The organism is Paenibacillus sp. WG02 (assembly GCF_055396115.1).
The window spans coordinates 4,429,533-4,453,456 of sequence record NZ_AP036016.1 but is presented as its reverse complement, the minus strand read 5'-3'; the positions used below and the strand labels follow the sequence as shown (position 1 = coordinate 4,453,456).

18 protein-coding genes, 1 pseudogene and 1 riboswitch are annotated in these 23,924 nt (G+C 43.6%); of the genes and pseudogenes, 18 read left to right on the top strand and 1 reads right to left on the bottom strand.

Features of this window, described 5'->3' with window-relative positions:
• Nucleotides 1–195 precede the first annotated feature (195 nt).
• The 11 genes and pseudogenes from ACBP55_RS20065 to ACBP55_RS20015 all read left to right on the top strand — a co-directional run bounded on the left by ACBP55_RS20065 (nt 196) and on the right by ACBP55_RS20015 (nt 14,276).
• Nucleotides 196–2,451 (top strand): ATP-binding cassette domain-containing protein, encoded by a 2,256-nt coding sequence (locus ACBP55_RS20065; RefSeq protein ID WP_464644436.1) that lies wholly within the window; start codon nt 196–198, stop codon nt 2,449–2,451.
• Between the two features lie 325 nt (nt 2,452–2,776).
• Nucleotides 2,777–3,370: a YdeI/OmpD-associated family protein gene (locus ACBP55_RS20060; RefSeq protein WP_464644435.1), complete on the top strand. Its 594-nt coding sequence runs from the start codon at nt 2,777–2,779 to the stop codon at nt 3,368–3,370.
• Nucleotides 3,371–3,491: 121 nt separating this feature from the next.
• Nucleotides 3,492–5,093: a response regulator gene (locus ACBP55_RS20055; RefSeq protein WP_464644433.1), complete on the top strand. Its 1,602-nt coding sequence runs from the start codon at nt 3,492–3,494 to the stop codon at nt 5,091–5,093.
• A gap of 21 nt (nt 5,094–5,114) precedes the next feature.
• The gene (locus tag ACBP55_RS20050) at nt 5,115–6,893 is read left to right on the top strand and encodes a cache domain-containing sensor histidine kinase (protein WP_464644431.1); all 1,779 of its coding nucleotides are present in this window, start codon (nt 5,115–5,117) and stop codon (nt 6,891–6,893) included.
• 123 nt (nt 6,894–7,016) lie between these two features.
• Complete coding sequence (locus ACBP55_RS20045; protein WP_464644429.1) at nt 7,017–8,423, top strand: ABC transporter substrate-binding protein; 1,407 nt, start codon at nt 7,017–7,019, stop codon at nt 8,421–8,423.
• Nucleotides 8,424–8,551: 128 nt separating this feature from the next.
• Complete coding sequence (locus tag ACBP55_RS20040) at nt 8,552–9,505, top strand: carbohydrate ABC transporter permease (RefSeq protein ID WP_464644427.1); 954 nt, start codon at nt 8,552–8,554, stop codon at nt 9,503–9,505.
• A gap of 15 nt (nt 9,506–9,520) precedes the next feature.
• Nucleotides 9,521–10,354: a carbohydrate ABC transporter permease gene (locus ACBP55_RS20035; protein WP_464644425.1), complete on the top strand. Its 834-nt coding sequence runs from the start codon at nt 9,521–9,523 to the stop codon at nt 10,352–10,354.
• A 99-nt stretch (nt 10,355–10,453) separates the two neighbouring features.
• Nucleotides 10,454–11,323, top strand: coding sequence for a sugar phosphate isomerase/epimerase family protein (locus ACBP55_RS20030; protein WP_464644423.1), 870 nt, complete (start codon nt 10,454–10,456; stop codon nt 11,321–11,323).
• 52 nt (nt 11,324–11,375) lie between these two features.
• Nucleotides 11,376–12,145 (top strand): annotated as a pseudogene (locus tag ACBP55_RS20025) (SDR family NAD(P)-dependent oxidoreductase).
• 49 nt (nt 12,146–12,194) lie between these two features.
• Nucleotides 12,195–13,184 carry a Gfo/Idh/MocA family protein gene (locus ACBP55_RS20020; RefSeq protein WP_464644421.1) on the top strand — a complete coding sequence of 330 codons (990 nt, stop codon included), beginning with the start codon at nt 12,195–12,197 and terminating at the stop codon, nt 13,182–13,184.
• 504 nt (nt 13,185–13,688) lie between these two features.
• Nucleotides 13,689–14,276 carry a GyrI-like domain-containing protein gene (locus tag ACBP55_RS20015; RefSeq protein ID WP_464644419.1) on the top strand — a complete coding sequence of 196 codons (588 nt, stop codon included), beginning with the start codon at nt 13,689–13,691 and terminating at the stop codon, nt 14,274–14,276.
• A gap of 116 nt (nt 14,277–14,392) precedes the next feature.
• Here the strand turns inward: ACBP55_RS20015 and ACBP55_RS20010 are convergent, their stop codons facing one another.
• Nucleotides 14,393–15,286: an SMP-30/gluconolactonase/LRE family protein gene (locus tag ACBP55_RS20010; protein WP_464644417.1), complete on the bottom strand. Its 894-nt coding sequence runs from the start codon at nt 15,284–15,286 to the stop codon at nt 14,393–14,395.
• Between the two features lie 328 nt (nt 15,287–15,614).
• Nucleotides 15,615–15,750: riboswitch (cyclic di-AMP (ydaO/yuaA leader) on the top strand.
• Between the two features lie 86 nt (nt 15,751–15,836).
• Between ACBP55_RS20010 and ACBP55_RS20005 the strand changes: the two genes are divergently transcribed.
• From ACBP55_RS20005 to ACBP55_RS19975, 7 genes are all read left to right on the top strand, one after another.
• Nucleotides 15,837–16,223 (top strand): hypothetical protein, encoded by a 387-nt coding sequence (locus ACBP55_RS20005; RefSeq protein WP_464644415.1) that lies wholly within the window; start codon nt 15,837–15,839, stop codon nt 16,221–16,223.
• Between the two features lie 376 nt (nt 16,224–16,599).
• Nucleotides 16,600–17,022 carry a hypothetical protein gene (locus ACBP55_RS20000; protein ID WP_464644414.1) on the top strand — a complete coding sequence of 141 codons (423 nt, stop codon included), beginning with the start codon at nt 16,600–16,602 and terminating at the stop codon, nt 17,020–17,022.
• Between the two features lie 524 nt (nt 17,023–17,546).
• Complete coding sequence (locus ACBP55_RS19995) at nt 17,547–18,149, top strand: class I SAM-dependent methyltransferase (protein ID WP_464644413.1); 603 nt, start codon at nt 17,547–17,549, stop codon at nt 18,147–18,149.
• Nucleotides 18,150–18,710: 561 nt separating this feature from the next.
• Complete coding sequence (locus ACBP55_RS19990; RefSeq protein WP_464644412.1) at nt 18,711–18,968, top strand: hypothetical protein; 258 nt, start codon at nt 18,711–18,713, stop codon at nt 18,966–18,968.
• Nucleotides 18,969–19,757: 789 nt separating this feature from the next.
• On the top strand, nt 19,758–20,867 hold the full coding sequence (locus tag ACBP55_RS19985; RefSeq protein WP_464644410.1) for an acyltransferase domain-containing protein: 1,110 nt from the start codon (nt 19,758–19,760) through the stop codon (nt 20,865–20,867).
• Between the two features lie 183 nt (nt 20,868–21,050).
• Nucleotides 21,051–21,515 carry an HAD family hydrolase gene (locus ACBP55_RS19980; RefSeq protein WP_464644408.1) on the top strand — a complete coding sequence of 155 codons (465 nt, stop codon included), beginning with the start codon at nt 21,051–21,053 and terminating at the stop codon, nt 21,513–21,515.
• A 682-nt stretch (nt 21,516–22,197) separates the two neighbouring features.
• A complete protein-coding gene (locus ACBP55_RS19975) occupies nt 22,198–23,874 on the top strand; it encodes an S-layer homology domain-containing protein (RefSeq protein WP_464644406.1) in 1,677 nt (558 codons plus the stop codon).
• The last annotated feature ends 50 nt before the right edge of the window (nt 23,875–23,924 follow it).

Here is a 23,924-nt window from a genome sequence, read left to right as displayed (position 1 = left end):
CATAAACCGGCTGCATATAGTTTGCAGCCGGTTTATGTCTACTTCGGACAATCTGACTAGTTCTTGTCGTTTCGGGTCAAGTTCGCATTAAGTGCGTATCCAAAGTTCAGTTCCCAATAGAATTTAACCGATTGCACGATGAATGGTACAATGTGAATATGAGTAGAAATTAACATAATTGGAAGGATGTTAATCATGAGCGAGTCTAATCAGGAGTATATCGTAATCTCGGCTGCGAGGGAAAACAATCTCAAGAACGTATCCTTGCGCATTCCCAAGCGGAAGATCACGATTTTCACCGGGGTATCCGGATCCGGCAAGTCATCGATCGTCTTCGATACCATCGCCGCCGAATCCCAGCGTCTGCTGAACGAAAACTTCAGCATGTTCGTCCGCAACTTTCTGCCGCGTTTTCCGCAACCGGATGCAGACGCGATCGAGAACCTCAGCATGGCTGTTATTGTGGATCAGAAGCGACTGGGCGGCGGTTCCCATTCCACGATGGGCACGATTACTGATATCTCTCCCATTCTCCGTCTTCTCTTCTCCCGGGTGGGTCAGCCCTATGTTGGACATGTAAACATGTTCTCGTTTAACGATCCGCAAGGCATGTGTCCCGAGTGCAACGGGATTGGTCGCAGGCTTGGCATCGACATGAGCAAGGCGCTGGACAAGTCAAAGTCGTTGAATGAAGGGGCAATTATGCTCCCGGACTATAAGGTGAACAGCTGGGATTGGAACATGATCGTGCAGTCGGGGTCCTTCGATCTCGACAAGAAGCTAAGCGATTATTCGGATGAGGAGCTGGAGCAACTGCTCTACGCCAAGGCGAGGAAAGTGGAGATGGATTTCGCCGGGAAGGCAGTGAATATTACAGTTGAAGGCATTATCGAGAAGTTCACCAACAAGTACATCAAGCAGGATGTGAAGACGAAGTCCGAGCGCACACAACAAGCTGTTGCGCCGTACATATCCGAGGGTCCCTGCTACAGCTGCCACGGCGCGAGACTCAGTCAGGCTGCGCTGGGCTGCAGGATCAACGGACTCAACATTGCAGATCTGTCCTCCATGGAGGTCGGACAGCTCATCCGCGTCACTCGGGAGATTGACGACGCGATCGCCGCGCCGGTCGTCAAATCGCTGACAGAGCGGCTGCAGCATCTTGTGGATATCGGACTTGACTATTTGACGCTGGACCGTGAGACGGATACATTGTCCGGCGGCGAGTCGCAACGCGTCAAGATGGTGAAGCACCTGAGCGGCAGTCTGGTGGATGTCACTTACATCTTCGATGAGCCCAGCGTTGGCTTGCACCCCCGTGATGTACACCGATTAAATGAATTGCTTCAGAAGCTGCGCGACAAAGGCAATACCGTGATTGTCGTGGAGCATGATCCCGATGTGATCAAGTTGGCGGATCATATCGTCGACGTCGGGCCTCACGCCGGCAACCGCGGCGGTACCATCGTGTATGAAGGAAGCTTCCAAGGACTTCTAGAGGCAGGTACACTGACAGGCACCCATATGAAGCGGCCGCTCCAGCTGAAACACGATTGCAGGCAGCCATCCGGCAAGCTGTCCATCAAGGATGCCCAACTTCACAACCTGCGGAACGTGAGTGTGGATATTCCAACCGGAGTGCTGACAGTAGTTACAGGTGTCGCCGGCTCGGGCAAGAGTACGCTGATTAACGAAGTATTCCTCAGCAAGCATCCGGATGCGATCGTCATCGACCAATCGGCGGTAGGAGTGTCAACACGCTCGAATCCCGCGACCTACACGGGCATTATGGATGATGTGCGCAAGGCGTTTGCTTCCGCGAACAAGGTTAACCAAGGATTGTTCAGCTTCAACTCCAAGGGGGCTTGTGAGAACTGCCAAGGACTGGGTGTTGTGTATACTGACCTTGCATACCTCGACAGTGTGAAGCTGCCATGCGAAGTATGCGGAGGTAGACGGTTCAAAGAAGAGGTGCTCGCGTACAAGCTGAACGGCAAGTCAATTGCAGAAGTGCTGGAGATGACTGTGGATCAGGCATTGGATTTTTTTCAGCTAAAAGAGGTTGTGCGTAAGCTCCAGGCGATGAGTGATGTGGGGCTGAACTATATTACACTCGGCCAGCCGCTCAGCACGCTCTCTGGTGGGGAATGCCAGCGCATCAAGCTGGCAAGCGAGCTGCATAAGAAGGGTAGCATCTACGTGATGGACGAGCCGACGACCGGCCTGCATATGTCAGATATCGGTCACCTTCTGGGGATCATGAACCGCCTCGTGGATACCGGCAATACGGTGATCGTCATCGAGCACAACCTCGATGTGATCAGCCAAGCAGATTGGATTATCGATATGGGGCCGGACGGAGGCAGCAAAGGCGGCCAGGTGGTGTTCGAGGGCACACCGCCGCAGATCATCCATGCGGAGCAGTCGATCACAGGAAGCTACTTGATGTAATACATCAAATGCGATCTTATTTAATCCGAGGTCACTCCATTGAGTGGCCTTTTTATTTTGGATAAGGAGTTGTTTTTCTATGAGAAAGATCATTTGGAGTGTTGTTGTAATTGTAATGACGTTGGCTTAAAAAATGATGTCGAGTGAAAATAATATGATCTAATTAATTGCCTAATCCCACTACCGACAGAGATCGGAGAAGTGCAGAAGGTGTGGGCACGAGACTCGTTCAGCGTTAGACAAGACTAGTGAATAAAGTTAAAATGACATTATGACAAAGAGTAGAATGAATCAGCTGCTCGAAAATTAGAGAGGGTGTTCCTTGATGACAAAGAGTAGAATGAATCCTAAGGTTGATGGATTTTTAAGGAAAGCCAAAAAGTGGAAGGAAGAATTTGAGAAGTTGAGAAGTATCGTTCTTGACTGTGAGTTGACCGAAGAAATTAAGTGGATGCATCCATGTTACACGTTTCAGGAAAAAAACATAGTTTTAATACATGGATTTAAAGATTATTGTGCGCTTCTGTTTCACAAAGGCGCCTTATTACAGGATGCCCATGGGATTCTAATCCAACAAACGGAGAATGTACAGGCGGCGCGTCAGATTCGGTTCACCAATGTTCGAGAAATAGATGAAATGGAAACCATCTTGAAAGCCTATATTTATGAAGCCATTGAAGTTGAAAAAGCCGGTTTGGAAGTGGATTTTAAAAAGAATACAGAATACATAATTCCTGAAGAATTTCAAAATAAACTCGATGAAATCCCTGCCTTGAAAACTGCTTTTGAAGCATTGACGCCGGGACGGCAAAGAGGATACCTTCTTCATTTTTCTGAACCCAAACAATCCAAAACTCGAGAGTCAAGGGTTGAAAAAAGTATGCAGCAAATTCTGGGTGGAAAGGGATTAAATGATTAGTAAGTGAAATATTTCGATGATTATAAGAGGACAAGTACATATATCTATAGAGATCCGCGCGAAGCGCGGTTTTATTATTTTAGGATGAAACTCTTATCTATCAAACAAGAGGAGAGTGCTTATGTATACTTTATTGATCGTTGACGATGAAAGATGGGTTCGTCAAGGTTTACGTTCAACCATTGATTGGGAAGCGGAAGGTATCGAAGTACTTGGTGAGGCGGAGGATGGAGAAGAGGCTTTACAATTAATTCAAACCCTGACACCGGATATTATCATCACGGATATCAAAATGCCGCGAATGGATGGTCTTGCTTTCATTGAAACGGTCAAGAATCGCAATCTGCCTTCAAAGATTATTATTATTAGCGGATACAGCGATTTCGATTCCGCCCAAAAGGCCCTGAGATATGGGGCGTCCGACTACGTGCTTAAACCCATTGAAGAAACGCAGATTCTGGAAGTTGTGCGTAAATGCATCTCACAAATCAAGCGCGAGAATGAAGATCATCGTCAATTGGTTCGGATGTCGGAACGCATGCGAGAAAGCTTACCTCTGGCTAGACAGAGGTATTTTGAAACGCTACTAATGAATGAAAGCGCTTCAAATCATTATTTAAGGACTCTGTGGGATCAGCTTAACATCCATTTGGATCCCAATCGGTTGAAAGTGATATGTGTAAAAGTGTATGACTGGGGGCCTCATTCTTATAATCCGAAGGAGCACTATTTGCTTCGTTATGCCATAGGCAATATTGCCAAAGGAATTGGACATGCAGAGGGGAAGACGATAACATGCCCTTTGGACCACCGTGAAGATACAGATCTCGTCATATTACAGTCCCCATTCTATGAGGGGGACTGCGGGAGCGAACAAGATATGGAATCCCTCATCGAAGTTTGCCGACGGTACTTGAGGATCGGGATCAATATCGGGATAAGCAAATTGAGCGAGAGCGCTTACCTTCATGCATCTTTCCAAGAAGCTGTTCACGCTGGCGCTTACGCGTTTTATGACGGATACGGAAAGGTTTACGAAGCAGAGCGATTGGAGCAGCCTCAATCTCTTCAGGTTCAGGAATATACGGGGCCTAACGGTTGGGATAACCGGTTCGTGCATGTGGTGAAATTGGGTGATGAAGCGGTGCTTATTGAATTGATTGATGAGCTGATTGCACATTTGCAAACGAGTCGACAGAAATATCCTCCTCATCAGCTGCGAAACGGATTGGCAGTTCTGCTAAATGAAATTGAAAAGAAGCTGGAGTCATGTTACCCCTTCAAGCAGTACTCAAACAGTAAAAGATTTTTTCTTCCTTACTGTACTTTGTCGGAATTGAAAGACGAACTGTTGGCGGTTGTCCGCCAATACCAACAAGTCCACAACGCCTGGGGAAATCGAAAAAGGTCCATCGAACTGGCAATCAAGTATTTGGAAATGCATTATACGGAAGCGATTACCATGAACCAGGTTGCTGAGCATCTATTTTTGAATCCGTCTTATTTCAGTAAAATATTTCATGAGAAAACAGGCGAAACTTTCAGCAAATACTTAATTCGCCTCAGGATGGAAAAGGCCAAGAACCTTCTTAAAGTTTCGACGCTTAAAATATACGAGGTCGCCGAGCAAGTAGGTTACCAGGATTTCCGGCATTTTGGCAAGCTGTTCAAGGACCATGAGGGGATGACCCCTGCCCAGTACAGGGATTTGGGCGTACTGTAACCTGACGGAGGGGGAACTGGTTTGAATCTTCATGCGCATTTAAAATGGCGTTCAGTAGGCTATAAATTGTTTATTCTATTTTTTGTCAGCATGTCCATTTCCATTATGATCATGGGCTATCTGTCCTATCATAAAGCCAATGACATTATTAGCTCCAAAGTATCGCAGGTTGCTTTGCAAACCGTGCAGCAGGCTAACAGACGACTCGAATTGTTAATGAACGAGTATGCTAACCGGTCTCTATTCGTTTTCGGTGACAGGGAAATCCAGAAAGGTATTCTTGGAGAATATCGGGAAAGCTACGATCAAAGCTACAACAATCAGCAAATCGCCAAGTTTTTGTCCAACTTGGTTAACGTGAAAAACGACACTCTGAATATTTATATTTTGGGTGAAGGCAACGCTTCCTATCGGTTGTCAAGCAATGGCTTCGCGGAGCTTCCAATGGTTAGTAAAGATGATCAAGCTCAAGAATGGTACAAGCAAATTATAGCTGCGGACGGTCAGGTGGTATGGTACGGAATTCGTCCGACTTTTATAAAACAAAATAACAACGAAGACAATAAACCGGTTTTTGTGCTTGGTAGGGCGCTCAAAAATTTCGACCATATCAATCAGAACATAGGTGTGCTCATCATGGAGTTTAATCCTGAACCGATACAACTTTTAATGTCCGAGGTCGATTTTGAAGCGCAAGGTACTACGTTTATCGTCGATCAAAACAACACGGTTGTAGCTGATTCGAATGCTTCCCGTCTCATGCAGCCTTCCGGGCTGAATCTTCCTTCCGAACGAAGCGGGTTTTTAACCGATGTGGTGGATGGCAAAGAAATGATGGTGGTCTTCGATAGATCGAAGATAACCGATTGGAAGTTTGTCGGAATGGCACCGATCCAAAACCTGGTCAGCGATTCGAGAGAAATAGGTTACTATACCGTCTATCTTGTCATTGGATTTAGCGTTATAGCCATCGCGCTTGCCTTATTGTTTGCCAAGCAAATGCACAAGCCTGTCAGGATGCTATTCTTATCCATGCGCAGGGCGAGAGAAGGCGACTTCGACGTACAAATTACGGATGTACGAAGCGATGAATTTGGCATGCTATATCACAGTTTTAATACGATGGTCACGAGGATCAAAACTTTAATCGATGAGGTATACATTCAGAAGCTATTAAAAAAAGAAACCCAGTTGAAGATGATGGCGTCTCAGATTAACGCTCATTTTTTGTACAATACACTGGATTCGATTCACTGGATTTCCCGCATTTATAAAGTCGATGAGATCAGTACGATGATCTTCGGTTTATCCAAATATCTCCGGATCAGTTTAAGTGAGGGAAGCGATTTTGTTACCGTTAAGGAAAGCGCCGAATTGCTTGAAAGTTATTTGTCCATACAAAAGGTGAGGTATCAGGACAAATTCATGGTCAATATGAATATGGATCCGACGATTATGCATTACCGGGTATTGAAATTCGTCTTTCAGCCGCTGGTGGAGAACGCGATTTATCATGGTTTGGAAAATAAACGGGGGAGCGGCAGGTTGGACATAAGTTGGAGAATGGAAGGCCAAATCCTTTATTTCGAAGTTAAGGACGACGGCATCGGGATCGAATCCGAAAAATTGGCGGAGCTGACGGAAGTGCTGGAAAGTGAAGAGGTAGTCGGGGAACAAAATTTTGCGCTAAGAAATATCAATACACAAATCAAATTAGCCTATGGCAAAGAGTACGGGCTCTTCATAGACAGCACGCTTGGTGTCGGTACTAAAGTCTCGTTGGTCATTCCATTAAGATAACGAAAGATAAACACACAAAAATAACACACTAAAAACAAAAATCCCCTCGTTTCGGGATCTAAATGAAAGCGGATACAATAAAGGTGTGCTCGGAATGAGTATAAACTAAGAGGAGGTTAACTTATGAACAATGAAAAGGAACGGATAGGCTGGCAAAGCAAAAAGCTTGTTACACTAACTTTGGCGGCAACACTTGCTATGTCTTTGACGCTTGCCGGCTGCAGTTCTACGAACACAACATCCAGCAGCACTACCAACAAAGGAACGGATGCCAAAAGTACGGATAACAACAGTTCTAAAGGTTCTACCAGTTCGGGCGGGCCTGTTACGATCGATTTCTGGTTTCCGTGGGGCGGAGACTACCAAAAAGATTTCAAAGCTAGTGTTGTCGACGTATTCGAAAAGCAGCATCCTGACATAAAAGTGAAAATGACATTCGTGGAGACGACAGGCCAGACACAGGCTTCCGATAAATTGCTTACAGCCATCGCAGGCGGCAATCCTCCCGACGTCGCTTTGTTCGACCGATTCTTGATCGGTTCCTGGGCGGCGAAAGGCTCCCTGACGGATTTGACGGCCTATGTGAAGAGCAGCGGCATTTCTACGGATGATTATTATAAAGGACTTTGGGCCGAAACCGTCTATAAAGACAAGGTATACGCTTTGCCTTGGGGTACCGATAATCGAGGTATGTTCTACAACAAGTCGTTGATGAAAGAAGCGGGACTTGATCCGAACAAGCCGCCACAAACCATTCAAGAATTGGATCAAATGGCCGAGAAAATTTTCAAAAAAGGAAGCAACAACAAATACTCGCAAATAGGATTCATTCCTTGGATGAACCAAGGATTTCTCTATACGCAAGCTTGGAACTGGGGAGGTAAATGGGAGGATGGCACTCATAATTTGACTCCTAACGATCCGCAGAATGTGAAGGCACTTGCTTGGATGGCCGGTTACGCCAAGAAGTATGATATCGGCAACCTGACCAGCTTCTCTGACGCCATGGGACAAACGGGCATGAATCCATTCTGGACGGGAAAAGTTGGCTTCGAGTTCGATGGCAACTGGATCCTGAACGATTTGGCGAAGTACAAGCTTAACTTCGATTGGGGCGTAGCTCCGATGCCGGCAGCTGAAGGAAATAAATCGGTAACATGGGCGGGCGGTTGGTCGTATGTCGTTCCAAAGGGCTCCAAGCATGAGAAAGAAGCTTGGGAATTCGTTAAATTCGTAGCCCATAAGGAAGGCACATTACTCTGGGCGAAACGACCGAATGCGGGTAACGATATTACGGCTATGCCGGCCGTTAACGAGCAATTGAAACTTGCCGACAATGCAAATCTGAAAGTTTTCTTGGATCTCATGCCGACAGCGTTCACCAGGCCGGTTTCACCGGCAGGCGCCTTTCTTTGGAACGAAACGATGCGCGTACAAGATTTGGCGATTCATGGTAAAGGGGACGCACAGGCGCTTCTCGATGAAGTGAAAAAGAATGTAGATGCGGAATTGGCTAAGCAGAAAAACTGATTCCTATAACAAAGTAAACATATAGAGGGTAGGGTGGATAGCTTTGCCCTCCCTCTTTTATTACATCTTCAAAAGACCTCGATAGAGTTTATCTCACAGAATAGACATGCAAAAAGGAGGTAATAGAATTGCCAGCGATCGAAACTTCCGACAAAAAAATGACAGTTTTAGTTGATGTGGTCAAGAAAAGAAAAACCCGATTCGAAAAAAAGATCAGCCTGTTCGGTCTCATCTTCGCATTGCCTTGGATTGTTGGTTTGCTTCTTTTTCACGCCTTTCCGTTATTCATGTCAGCTTACTATAGTTTAACCTCCTACAGCATCCTGGAGCCGGGGGAATTCGTAGGATTCAATAATTATGCGACACTTTTTCAAGATAAGGTCTTCTGGATCAGTATTTATAATACCTTGTATTATACGGTGATTTTTGTCCCGCTCAGCATAGCGATGGGTGTAGGACTAGCCCTCCTTTTGAATTTGAAAATACGCGGTCAAGGCATTTACAGAACGTTATTTTTTATTCCCAGCTTGGTGCCGCCAGTAGCGACGACGATTATTTGGCTATGGCTGTTAAATCCGCAATTCGGGCTTGTGAACTATTGGCTGGATAAGATCGGCATCTCCGGACCGCCATGGATCGGAAGTGAATCTTGGTCTAAGCCATCCTTAATTCTAATGAGCTTGTGGGGGACAGGGCAAGCGGTCGTTATTTATTTAGCGGGCCTGCAGGATATCCCCCAAGATTACTATGATGCCGCCCAAGTGGATGGAGCAAACGCATGGCAGCGGACGAAGACCATTACGTTGCCTCTGTTAACACCGGTCATCTTTTTCAACTTGATTATGGGTACCATCGGCGCTCTGCAAAATTTCGTCCTGCCCTTCACACTCTCGAACGGACAGGGAACACCGGCCAATTCAATGATGTTTTACGTGATGTATTTATACATGAACGGTTTCGGTTATCTAAAGATGGGATATGCTTCTGCAATGGCCTGGATTCTTTTCTTACTCGTGGTCATGTTAACGGCGTTAATCTTTGTCTCTCAGAAACGCTGGGTTCATTATCAAGGAAAAGAATAGAGAGGGGGAATCGTCATGGGAAGCACTGAACTTGGAACTGTTCAAAAAGTATTTGCTCATGTCGTGTTAATTGTGATTGGCGCCTTTTTTCTGTCACCGTTTCTATGGATGGTTTCCACTTCGCTCAAGGCGAACAACGAATTGTTTCTCTGGCCCCCAGTGTGGATTCCAAGCGTTATGGAATGGAGCAATTATCCTAAAGCGATTGACTATATTCCTTTTTTTAAATATTTGTCGAATACGGTTACGATTGCAGGTCTGGCGACTGTGGCGGTTTTATTCTCCTGCCCACTTGTCGCTTATAGCTTAGCCAGAATTCCATGGAAGGGGGCGAAGCCGCTTTTTGCCATTACGCTCATCGTTATGATGTTGCCTTACCAGGTGACGATGATTCCTATTTTTATCGCATTCAAAAAATTCGGCTGGGTAGGGACCAATATTCCGCTATGGCTGCCGGCTTTTTTTGGTGCTCCGTTCTTCATCTTTCTGCTCCGGCAGTTTTTCATGGGGTTACCGAGGGAACTAGAAGACGCGTCCCGGATTGACGGTGCCTCTGAGCTTCGGATTTATTGGCAAATCATGCTTCCGCTATGCCGTCCAGCTTTATTGACAATTGCACTATTCCAGTTCATGGGCAGTTGGACGGACTATCAGGGGCCGCTGATCTACTTGTCGGATGAGAGCCAATATACACTGATGCTCGGTATGCAGGCGTTCAAGTCCCAACACGGGGCCGAATGGCAGATGATGATGGCTACGCTGGTCATGATTACTTTGCCGATAATCGTTCTTTACTTCTTAGTGCAAAAAGCATTTATCCGCGGAATTACTTTCTCTGGTATTAAATAAAGGGACTGCACCTGTCCATTGAGAAGCCAATGTTCTGTTCATCGGAGGAAGCGGAACAAATGATTGAAGAAGGATGAACCAACAAAAGGAGAGAACAATATGAACGTACAAATCGGAATGCGCATTCCGCCGAAGATCGGCGCTGAAGGAATGGAACAAGTCGCCGCATGGGCCGTTAGTGCCGGCCTGGACGTGCTTGACGTACCGAAACTGAATCCGGAAGTCAAGCAAGTGTGCGACAAAGCGGGAATTGGTATCGGCTCCGTTGATGCGGCACAGACTGCTGCGCTGTTGAGTAAAAATGAAGCCCGTCGGGAAACAGCAGCGGAAGCAGTCAAGCAGCAGATGACCGACATGGCTTTGCTCGGTGCAAGGGTGATGTTCATGTGTCTTGTTCCTGAGGATCATACGACTCCTCGCCAGGAGAGCTTCGCCATCTGGAAGGACACCTTCCCGGAGCTTGTTCGTCACGCCGAACGCCAAGGGGTCTACATCGCCATCGAGGGCTGGCCGGGACCTGCTCCCCATTATCCGACAATCGGATGTACGCCCGAGATGTGGCGAGCTATGTTTGAAGCGATACCTTCCAAGCATTTCGGCCTCAATTACGATCCTTCCCATATGGTGCGGCTCGGTATCGATTATGTAAGAGCTTTGACAGAATTCGGTGAGCGTATTAACCACTGCCACGGGAAAGATACGGAGATTCTGCATGACGAGTTGTACGAATGCGGCGTCTTGGCGGCGACTTTCGGAGCGAAATACGGATTCTCAGAAGGCTCGTGGAGATATACGATTCCCGGACACGGCGAGGTGGAATGGAATAAAGTCGCCGTAAGACTTGACCGTCTGGGCTATCAAGGAGCAGTCAGCATAGAGCTAGAGGATCACAGGTTCTGGGGAACGCTGGAGAAGGAACGGGAAGGCATCGTCAAGGCAGCGAAGCATTTGGCTTTGTATTTCAAATAACAACTGGAGCTGAAATGTGTTCGAAACCATATAAGGATGGGGAAAGAACTCTATGGGGAACAGGCTTGCTGGAAAAGTAGTCGTCGTCACAGGAGGAACCAAAGGCATCGGGAAAGGCATTGCCATGATGTGCGCAAGCGAGGGTGCAGCTGTCGTCGTCAATGGGAGAAATGAACAAGATGGCGCAAGAGTCGTTCAAGCTATTCAGGAAACTTATAGTGCCGAAGCGTTGTTTGTAAAGGCTGACATTAGCAGGGAAAAGGCGTGCAAGCAGTTAATCGATGAAGCGGTGGACCGATTCGGCAAGGTTGACGGTCTGGTCAATAATGCCGGTATCTTCCCCGGGGAACGATGGTGGATACATCGGAGGAGCTGTTCGATTCGATTTTTGCCGTCAACATGAAAGGCGCTTTCTTCTGTTCGATGTACGCGATTCAGTCAATGTTAAAGACAGGCGGCGGCTCCATTGTTCATATGGGCTCCACAAACGGCTATAAAGGTGGAAAGGAACTCGCCGCCTATTCTTGCTCGAAGGGCGCGATGCTTACTTTAAACCGTCACATCGCAGCCCACTATGCCAGAGAACATATCCGGTCCAATTGGATAACGGTTGGTTGGGTGGCTTCTGAAGGGGAAATCGAGCTGTACCAGAACAGGGGCTTAAGCCCGGACGAGTTGATGAAATTGGGCGAGTCTTACATACCTAGCGGTCGCATGCAAACGCCGGAAGACATGGCGCACGGAACGATCTTTTTATTATCCGATGAAGCCAGCCAAGTCACCGGCACTGAACTTCATATCAATGGGGGACTCGGCTTATGAAAATTTCAATCGCAATAGACAATAGAATACTCTTTTGGAGGGATATTACATGGAAACAGTTCGTTTCTTAATGATTGGCGTTGGTGGAATGGGAAGAGAGCACGTTCGAAGATTGCTGCAAGTACCCGAAGCTGAAATTGTAGCGTTGGCGGATCCTTCCGCTGCAGCAATTGAACAAGTGACTGAGCGTTTTCTCGAGTTGAAGAATGTAGCGGTTTATACGGATTATCGGGAGGCTATCTCACAGGCAAACGCAGATGCAGCCATTATTGTCTCGCCGCACAGCATGCATTTTGAGCAAGGAATGGCATGCTTGGATGGCGGTTTACATGTACTGATGGAGAAGCCGTTTGTCGACGGATCCGAGAATGCGGAACGCATCATTGCCCATGCGAAAATTGTAAACAAACATCTCGCAGTTGCCTACCAGCGTCACTTAATGGGCCCCTACATCTATATTCGCGAGTTGATCCAAAGCGGAGAACTGGGAAAAATCAATTACATTTGCGCTTATCAGGCACAAAGTTGGCTGAAAGGTACAACAGGTTCCTGGAGGCAAAACCCTGCATTATCCTGCGGGGGACAGCTAAATGATTCCGGAAGCCATCTACTTGACGTTGTACTTTGGGTTACCGGTCTAGAACCAGCGAACGTGTCTGCTTTCATCGACAACCGAGGATCGCAAGTCGATATCGACTCGGCCGTCACCGTTCGCTTTCGGGAAGGCGCAATTGCGACTTTCAATGTTGTCGGCAGCGCTAGCATCGGTTGGCATGAGGATGTGTCTATTCACGGCGATCAAGGAACCGTTTTGTACCGCAATAATAAAATATTCGTCGCCAAGGAAGGACAAAGAGAACTTGTCGAAGTATTGGAAGAGCTTCCGGCTTCCAGTGATCCAAATCGTGATTTTGTTGATCTCATCCTCGGCAGGGTGAATGAAGCCGCTGCGCCATCCAGCTGCGGTTTAAGAATTGCGCGTTTGACGGAAGCGGCTTGGAAGAGCGCAGCTAACGGCGGTCAAGTTATCCATTTGTAATCATTGATCTCCGCTTTGTTCCATTAAAAAGAAACAGCGGCAGTTAAAGACCCAGAAAAAAGAATGTCTTAGACTGCCGCTATAAATACGAAAATAACAACTAAAAATGAAACGTTTTTTTCCGTGAAGCATCGATTTTTACCCGTCAATTAACAGGTAAGTGGCGGCTAACAAATTTAGATCCACAACTCGTTGCTGTGGATCTATTTCTGTGCTCGAACTTATCTATGATGAGATTTGGGAAGCTTTGCAGTCGGGTATTAAGCTAAACTGATGGTAGAGGGGCATTAGGAAGAGGGAAACCAATAATTTTGCAAGGTCTGACGCATAGCCCTTTCGTTAACATTTTGGCAGTAATGTGAAACATCCCAAGTTTGAGTATACTTCATGAAGTAGTCAGTTTCGGGGCCGCTCTGGAGAAACATGAACCTTGAAAGTGACATACTGTTGTCATATTTAGAATGTTAAAATATACGAAGACCATCCAAAAGGAGAGATAGAATTTTGGGTAAAAAGATAGATTACAAGAAAGATTTTAAACAACTCTATTTGCCGAATACATTACCGGAAATTGTGGAAGTGCCGAGGATACCGTTTTTTATGGTCAGTAGTTCTGGAGATCCGAACGGCGAGGAATTTGCCAAGGCGGTAGAAGCTTTGTACAGTTTGAGTTATGCGGTGAGAATGTCTTACAAAAGTGACAATATACCGGCTGAATACTACGAATATACGGTTTTTCCGCTTGAGGGTGTGTGGGACTTGCTTGATCTGACCAAGCCTGCGACGGACAAAAACAATTTGAAGTACACGATTATGATACGCCAACCCGATTTTTTGACAGAAAAATGGTTTGAGCGGTTTCTAGAACACACGAAAAAGAAAAAACCTAATCCGTTCCTTGAAAAAGTTCGGTTTGAGCATGCGGAAGAAGGGTTGTGTTGTCAAATGATGCATATCGGAAGCTTTGACGATGAACCGAAAAGCTTTGCTCGAATGGAAGTGTTCTGTTCAGAGAATGGTTATAGCCGTACCAGCAAAATTCATCGAGAGATTTATTTGTCAGATCCTCGAAAGACTAACCGGAAAAGCTGAAAACGGTGTTAAGATTTCTTGTGAAAAAATACTGATTCTCGCCAAAGACAAATTGGGGCTGTGAAACTGATTCGTCAGGTTCGAAAGGGTAATAGCTTCTCCTTATTCGCTTCGGATCAAAATCCTGCTTTAGTCACCCCAACGGGTATCTTGTATACGGAGGAAGTGGCGGTAATATACATGGTCCGACCTGATACTCCTCCCCAAGTTAAATTGGTAGTTATTTCAGGAATCCTCAACAATCCGATAACGCTTCCGTCTGGTTCAAACACCCATATTCCTCCCGGTCCTGCGCAGTATACGTGTCCCTCTGCGTCCACCTTCAAGCCATCGGCTACGCCCTCTCCCATGCTCACGTCCAGCTTGGCGAACAGTCTGCCGTACACCAATCGGCCTTGCTCATCAAGATCGAACACTCTGATATGCTGACGTTCCGTGTCGCTGACATAAAGCTTTCGTTCATCAGGCGATAACGCTAAACCGTTAGGACCAGCAAAGTCATTGATCAGTAGTGTCAGTTTGCCTGACGGAGATAACCTGTAGACTCCCTGAAACAACTGATCTTGCGCTTTCGGTGCTTGCAATTCATTCACTAAACCGTAATTGGGGTCTGTGAAGTAAATGGAGTGGTCCGAAGCTACAATTACATCGTTCGGACTGTTCAAGCGTTTTCCCTCATAGCAGTCAGCCAGCGTAACGATCGTTCCAATCGGATCATACAGGGAATATAAAGAGAGCCTTCGACCAGCATGCTCGCAAGCAATGAGCCGCTGTTCGGCGTCAAACGCCAGTCCGTTCGACATTCCACTTGGACGCCGCACTACGGAGAGATGGTCCTGCTCCCTCAAGCGATAAATCGTGTTTGCCTTAATATCGCTGAATACAAGCGAGCCGTCCGTTTTATCCCAAGCTGGACCCTCGGTAAGAATAAATCCGGTGGCCGCCTGTTCAAGACAGGTGATCTGAGGAAACAAATCATAAAATACTTTAGATGCAATATTAGCTTTCATTTCTTTTACCTGCAATATCCAAATGTATTTCTCCTTTAAGACCCAGAATGAGTTTTTTCTTAGGATATGCAGGAAACATGTTAGTCGTCAAAAACATCACAACACGCCCCCCCATGTGAAACTTCAATTCTCTACTTTACCTTATCGTATAAGCTTCAAGCCTAGTAGGGGAGCTAAGAATCAGCAGTTGCCCTTGCAGTTGTTGTTGACCTTGCTGCGTTAACCACAGTAAAATTGAACTATTAGTTGAAAATAGACATAAAAAATATAAGTAAATATTACTATTGTTTCTATATATGTATTGGGGTAAATTGATAAAATAAGAATGAATCATACTACGCTTAATTCTTTAGATTAAAGAAGCGGGGGAACCAAGTTTTCTGGGGTGAGTACACTTTTAAGTGTTAGGGTTAACTTTCAACCCGAATCCGTCAGCTAACTTCGTCAGCGTGGAAAGAAAATGATAAAAACATTAAATTGGCCTTTATTTTTTAGGGCTCTATTCCCTCGCTTCCTTTTTTCGTTCAAGAGAAAAAAGGAGGAATTAGACATGCTTTTTAAGAGAGTAACCAAAGAGGTGAAGAACCTTTTTCAATCGAAAAGATCAAACACTTCTGTACAACGTCAAGAAGAGATTCTTCACTTAAAGCGACGGCTGGAGGAGTTCGACATTCAATTTTCCAATTTGGTGTATCGGCCATCAGGCGTCGAAACACAAACTTTATTGGAAATAAGCAAAACGGTCGGACAAAACAATAACTTGCTAAACCAGCTAAGTTTGGAAAGGGATTTAGCGGTTCAACAATTACTAGCCAATCGCGTCGGCATTTCCAAAAAATATTTGGAGGAACATCACGAATTTATCGTAACCATGGCTCATATTTTTGGTGGTCCGTATCCTTGCCTCAGAGAGTACATTAGAAGCAGTATTATATGAGTTTCGTTGAAGGATAAAGCTATTTTTCGGTTGTTAATATTAAGCCCATCATAACCAACTTTTTGATCGTATGTTATGGAAGTCCTTCACATTTAATTCTTCATTCAACTAACAGAATAGATACTTGAAAAAAGCAGGCAGCTGAGACAACCTGCTTTTTTCATTGAGCGGGCAGGGAAATTTAAGATGAACGATGGAGAACCTTACCAAAAATTTAAAGAAACGGCTAGAAGAAAAGGATTTGCCTCGATGCTTAGATATTATGAAATTACTTGTTTCTGATTGAATGAAAGCACTGGTTAATGTAATTATTTAACAAGAGGGTTGAAACATATCCGAATCAGTCTACGTCAGGGATGAAAGGGGGGGATTTATTGTGAGAATTTGGGCATTTTTAATGACTTTCTTCGTTGTAATTTTAAGTGGATGCTCGAATTTTAATACGAATTCAATTCAGGGAAACGCTGTGATCGATTGGGTCGATTTTGTTAAATTATCAGGAAATTCATACACTGGATTGTTTGAAGGTGTGATAAAGGATCCAAATGATGTAACCAATCAGGTAATTGGTGAAGTCAAATTTAAAGTGGGAGATGTTGTTACTAACCCCAATTATCAAACGAAAGCAGGAGATGCTGCATTTTTAGAGATTGGAACTAAACTTTACAAGGTCAAAGGGTTTGAAATAAATGAGTTAATAGCTGCAAGAGATGAGACCAGAATTGGAGGATATCGTTTATATGCGGAGGATGACTTTAAAAAAAATATGAGGCATAACTATAAAGATGTGCCTAAATAAAAAGTAGAGCGAGTGGACCTTTATAATCATATTGAAGTAAAACCCTACAAAACCCTTTATAATAGCGAGAAAGAACAATTTATTCAGTTTTTGGAAAGCGGGAAAGATACGGAAAATTATAATCCCCAGAACAGGGGGGGCGATCCGACATATTATCATTTCGTGTTCTACACGAACGAGCTGATAGCCTACGCCTTTACTCTTACTGATGATGGCACTAATGTTTTTTTCTCACCATGGAATACAAGAATTGTTGAAAATGAAATTCGAAAATTGATTCAATAATAAACGCTAATTATTGAGGGAAGCAGAACGATAGTTAAGGAGTGTTCTTTGGGCAGCCCCTTTTTCGTTCATTGATGTAACAGGCAGATTGTTTTAGTGATATAGGTTAATTCAAAGATATGGTAATCTGTATTCAGATATAAAATCATTAGGAGCTAAAATAATGGGAAAAGTTAGTGCGATAATACAGGATCCATATTTTGATCAGCCTTCTTTAGGCAGAGATTGGAGAGGTAATAATGGGAAATACGGATAAGTTTGAAATGATAGCAAATATATATGACACTTCTGAAAGAATTCAAATTGCAAAGGTATCATCAGATGCCATACGTGAATATTTAGTTGACGCTAAAAGTAAGAATGCTATTGATTTTGGGTGTGGAACTGGTCTTGTTGGAATGAACTTGTTAAACGAGTTTAATTCTATGCTTTTTCTAGATACATCACAAAACATGATTAATCAAATAAAGCAAAAAATTTCTGATTTTAATATTCAGAATGTAGATACATTATGCTTTGATTTTGAAAAGGAAGATCTATCGGATTTACATGCTGACTATATTATTATGGCTCAGGTTCTCCTCCATATTAATGATGTTGAATTCGTTTTATCAAGATTATTCGATGTTCTAAATGAAGGAGGACATTTACTAATCGTAGATTTTAATAAAAATGAAAAAATAGTTTCAGATATAGTTCATAACGGATTTAATCAAACAAAGCTAACTGACATTATGACTAAAATAGGGTACAGGGATATTCAATCCAAAACTTTTTATAATGGAAGTAAAATATTCATGGGGCATGATGCATCTATGTTTATTCTTGATTCTCAAAAATAAACTCTCAAGACGGAAATTATCCCGTTAGTAGATTTGAGGCTATCGAGATCGCGCAATCAAAAAAGGCTCTAAAACAAGCGATTGAATTAGCTCCTAAACGTGAGCAATAGGATTTTGTGCAAACTGGCAAAACGACACGGAAAATAACATGAATAAAAATACTCATGCTGATTCGTCAGTATGGGTTTTTTTGTTTTTTTATGTATGTACAATTAGCATGATTAAGGGCAGTAGGAATAACATGACAAAGTCGACAGATACCATTCCAGAAAATATGTTCAATGGTAAAGACTGGATAAGGGAACCATGCTAAGAACTTAATGAAAGTGAAAGTTGACCTGTTAGTGCTGAACCTAGGTAAATGCCGTGTGCAACTAATGTGCTTCACCATAGACTGTTGTTGTGGTGTGGTGTGGAGCCCCCCTCATACTAAATTATATTTGTTGAGAAAAAGAAGTAAGGCTCTAATCTGCTAAATCTTGTTGGGATTTATAGCTCGCCTCTTTGGTGTTAAAAGAAATAAAAAAGGCAAAACAACAAATAAACAAAGGAGAGAGATAAATGTCTAAAGAATTTCATTTGACCACAGCTCGAAAAGTGCCTTTGAAAACACAGAAAAGAATTAAGAGCATTTCCCCGGGTTTGATTGGTAGTGTTGTTGTTGTTCGAACACTTTTTAATACTTTTACAGGATGTTTACTAAGTGTTGGACGAAACGCTATCCGTTTGAGGATTTTTAGCGGGATTGACAGAATATTTATAACGATTCGAATTCCAATTGGCATCATCATTGATATTTTCCGTTTTCCATGCCCTTGACGAGATCAATCTAAATTGAAGAAAAGAGCCACAGCGGCTCTTTTTCTTTTTCTAATTGCATTTCAGGCATATCTCGAAGTTTTCATCCTTTTACAGTTACAGATCACGATAAGAAGAACGGCAATGCTTAACCAAGCACAGCAAGTATACATTCGGGAACAAGAGAACCATTCTATAAGTGGGCCCATCATAAGTCCGCCAAGTGAAAAACCAAGATCGTACGAGGAAATGAAAAGACCAAGCAAAACATGACGGGAATATGTAGGCAAAACGAAAGTAAGATAAGTCATAAGGGTTGGATAAATCAAGGCGATAGCAAACCCGTTGCATATGACCATGTTCCCATAAATAAAAAGCCGCAATTGGTCCAAACAACTGAGGAAGCATGGTAGACAAGGTATAGAGCGATACGCCCTGCGCCCGATCTTTCTCCGAAAGCGCTTCAACAATCCCCAATCTTAGCGAGGAAATGGTGATAAAGTTTAGTGATGATGCAGGGCGTTTTTGGGATATATTTATTGTCACGGCCAAAAGAGAGGAACTTTCCTCCATTCCCAATGAGGGTACTCTGTACGTACAATAATCAAGGCGAGGGAAATAAGAACTTGTACAACCAGTTGAACTAACGGGAACGATGCATAATAATACGCGGCTGTTTGTTTGAATCGGTAGCAGTGTTGTGCTTACGGGCAGAAATGTTGAATGAACGATTGTTTTTAATTTAGAGTGAATCAAATCCGTTGTGATATAATGTACTTTAAAGTGCGCTATAAATCAGGAGGAATCACGATGGATCGAGACTATATCGTAAAAATCAATGAATATTTGCAAATTGATGATTACAACTTGGATTTGATTCTCCAGTGCTTCGATGAGATTCAGCACTCGGAATTTCTGAAAGAGCAATTAGAGATTGCACGGAATCAAATTTTTGTAGAGAACCAATTTGATTTATCCGAAGACGTCAAGGCAAATGTGGCAAATCACTTGCAAGGAGCGAACTTTTTCCCGCTCATCGTGCTGTTGGATAAATTCGATGACGTTCTAACGTTTTATGAGAAGCATAAGTTGCCAAAGGAGATCTTGCTTCACACCTTCAGCGACGTGAATTTATGGATCCGAGGTTATAAAGATAGAAATCAGAAAGACGGATTTGAAGAACTTCGATGGTTGCAAAACCATTTTAAGAATAAGATTTTCAGATTGGGACGTTTGCAATTTATTTATAAGAAAAATTATTTAAAGGCTAGAGTCTATAGAAATAAAAAGACCAGTGAAATAGTCATTATCCCTCATGATCAGGTGAAGTTTGATGTTGGAGGTTTTACGATTCCGATCACCATCCCTAGCATAGATTTGAACCAAAATTACTTTTCATCAAGAGTGCTGGAAACGGATACGGCTATTATTTCCAATTGCATTCTTGACAATGGGGTCATGATTAAAAAAGACGTGACCCTTGCAAAAGTGGAATATGACCTCGTTTTGGATGAAAACGATGATGTACTTGATGTACATATACCTGCTTACGAATCGTTAAACATAGAAAAATGCAAGCAATCCTTCGAACAGGCATTGGAGTTTTATAAAACCTATTTTAACGATTATAACTACAAAGCATTCATCTGCGACTCGTGGCTTCTCACGCCGCAATTTAAAGAAATATTAGGCGCAGACAGCAACATACTCAAATTCAGCTCCATGTTTACGCACGTAAGCAGCGTTGTGAGGAATTCTTCATTCTTGTTCTTTGTATTCAGCACTTCTAACCCTGATTTAGAGAAACTGCCAAGAAAAAGCAGCCTGCAAGAAGCGGTTTACAATCACCTGAAGAATAACAAAGATTTATGTGTAACAAATGGGTTTATTTTGATTAATAAACAAGAGCAGTGCCCTTAGGTCTAAGGCGAGAAATGAACATTATTTGAACAAAACAAGGAGTAGAAGTGCTTCCGCAGCTGCTCCTTGTTTTTATTGAGCTAACGAAGAGCGTGGTGGAGTGGATTCAGCATTCCTAGAATACATGTGTTAAAATAAGGAATTGAAGAAGAGCTATTATAATAAAAAAGAGGAGCAACATGTATGCTACTACGTATTCCTGGCCAAGAGGATATTCACATAAATCATCTCGTTTTAGATTTTAATGGGACTATTGCATTGGATGGGTTGCTTTTACCAAGTGTTAAGGAGAGGCTAATAGAATTAGCCAGAATGATTAAGATTTATGTATTGACCGCAGATAGTAATGGAAGTGCAACAAGAGAGTGCGAGGGGCTACCCGTGGATCTACACGTAATAGGAACGGATAATCAACGAGAAGAGAAATGTAGCTTTATACGCATGATTCAACCTGGTGTAGCTGTTATGGGCAACGGGGTAAATGATGAGTTAATGTTTCGCCAAGCAGACTTGTCGATCGCAATAATGGGGAAAGAAGGTTGTGCCACTGCTACGTTAATGGCAAGTCATATAGTCGTTAAAGAAGCTGTTGATGGATTAGACCTTCTGTTAATGCACCATCGACTCATTCCTACACTCAGAAAGTAACGATTTCTTAAGTCAGGTACATCAGACCCTGGAATGTCGTACGTAAGCGAATACACATGGGAAGAAATATAAGCAAGATGACGTTTAGGATAACTGGAACAATAGTTCAATAAAAGAGAAGTTCTATACAAAGAAACCACTCCATTGTTAGGGGTGGTTCTATCTTTATATACTGATGTATATCTTATGGTCAAAATGAACTTTGTGCTTAGATACATTAAGGTGAACCGTACCATAGATGACAGGTCAGGTCATTAAGTTAACGCAGAACGATAATTTCATATCAAAGATCAAACAGGCTGCCGGTGATAAACTCGGTGGCCTTTTGAGCTAAACGGGAGTTTAGTTTAACAAATATCGTTTTTTATTTCTTTGAATTGAATTGAATTGATTGGTTAGACTCAAACGAATATATATGTGGCTTTAGCTATTATTTTGTTGATATCTCGTTATCACCAAGAGACTCGCCATTAAAATAAACGAACAGGTACAAACTTATAAAAGTGCAGCTCATTCTCCTTTGAGGCGGCAGCTTTTTTTCTTGCAACATGGAATTAATTTCCATTACTAGAATTAGAAAATTAATTTAACTTTAATCCGAGTTTAACTTAACTATGTTATGTTAGGGGTTAGGAGTGGGCTCATCTATGCGCTAATATAAGAAAATGAGGAGGGCTACAACATGAAGAAACTAGGTCTAATCGCATCTATGGTCAGCCTGTTCTCTCTTTGTAACGTAACGGGGGCTTCGGCCAGTAGTTTTGGCGATGTCTCTAATTCAAGTCCCTATATATCCTATATCAATGATCTTGGGCGGCTAGGCGTCACGGATGGTGTTGCGCCGGGGCAGTTCGGCCCGTCTAAGACGTTGACTCGCGCACAGTTCGCTAAGTTTGTGGCAGTTGCTTTTCAATTGAAGGATGACGGTTCGTCCGTACCTTTTCAAGATATTCAAAGTCATTGGGCTGCTCCGTATGTACGCGCGGCTTATCAAGCAGGGATCATTGAGGGTACGAGCGCTAGCACCTTCACACCCGAACTGCCGGTGAAACCAGAAGAAACTGCCACAATGATATGGCGGTTAGCTCAAAGTAAAGGCATCGCCGCACCCGCTGCTCTTAAATTTCAAGACTCGCCCGATGCATGGGCGGTCCCTGCGGTAAGCGGTGTGCTGTCTAAAGGCTGGTATGCTATTGATGCCCGAAAATCAGGGGAAAGTTGGTCTTACCGTCCGCGCGACAATATGACAAGACAGGAAATGGCTGCTTTGCTAGCCCACTCTATGAAGGATGTGCCCGGTAGCACTTGGACATCAACTGCTTCAGATAAGGGGACAACACAGGATTCTGCTTTGCCATCATGGCAGCAATCGCTCAAGGATCATTTGCTGAATCAAGAAACTGATTTTCAAATTACATTAGACGATCCGAACGAATTCCAACAGATTAAAAGTTATGTCAATGCATTTCTGGCGGATAACGATTATTTGCATTATATTTATCATGGCATGAATTATGAATATGACGGTGTAGCGACGGTTACGTTTAAAGTCACCTACTTGGAGTCTAAATCGCAAACCGATTATGTTTCCGAACAGGCTACGACTATAGTAGCTTCAATCACCCATGCCGGAATGAACGATTTCGAGAAGGAGAAGGCCGTACATGATTACGTGATCTCCCATCTGGCTTATGATAAATCTTTAGTCGAACATACAGCATACGGCGGATTGACGAAAGGCACAACCGTTTGTCAAGGGTATGCATTGCTCACTTATCGGTTGCTTACCGAGGCTGGCATCTCGAATAAAATTGTGGAAGGCTATGCCGGAGGCCAACTGCATACATGGAATTTGGTCAAGCTTGACGGTAATTGGTACCATCTGGATACGACATGGGATGATCCTGTTCCTGATGTGAAAGGTAGATTGATGTATCATTACTTTAATTTGACAGATGCTCAAATGAAGCGCGATCATACATGGACGGGGACTTACCCAACTGCGTCTCAAGATTTCATTCAAGCGCTGGGACAACAAGTACAGTCGGGCGCTATGGATGCAGCCGCTTCTCAAGCATTGCTGAGTTCTACAGGACTCTCCGGAGAGACGGCTGAGAACACGGCCGATTCCATATCCGCGGTTCAGGCCTTACTTCAAGGAGGGATTTCAGCCCGGCAGAGCCAGATCACTTTTCGTTATAAAAGCTCTTTAGGGAGTGCGCAGTCTGTTATGAAAGCTGCGCTAACCAATGATATAGTTATGAATAACAACGTTGGAAGAGTGACCTACGAATTTGGTACTGACACAAGGTTAACAGGCTATACATCACTAACAGTAAATATCACTTATGGATCATAGAGTAGGCTTTTCTCAAATATAATTTACAGCCAATATTACATGGGTAGGTT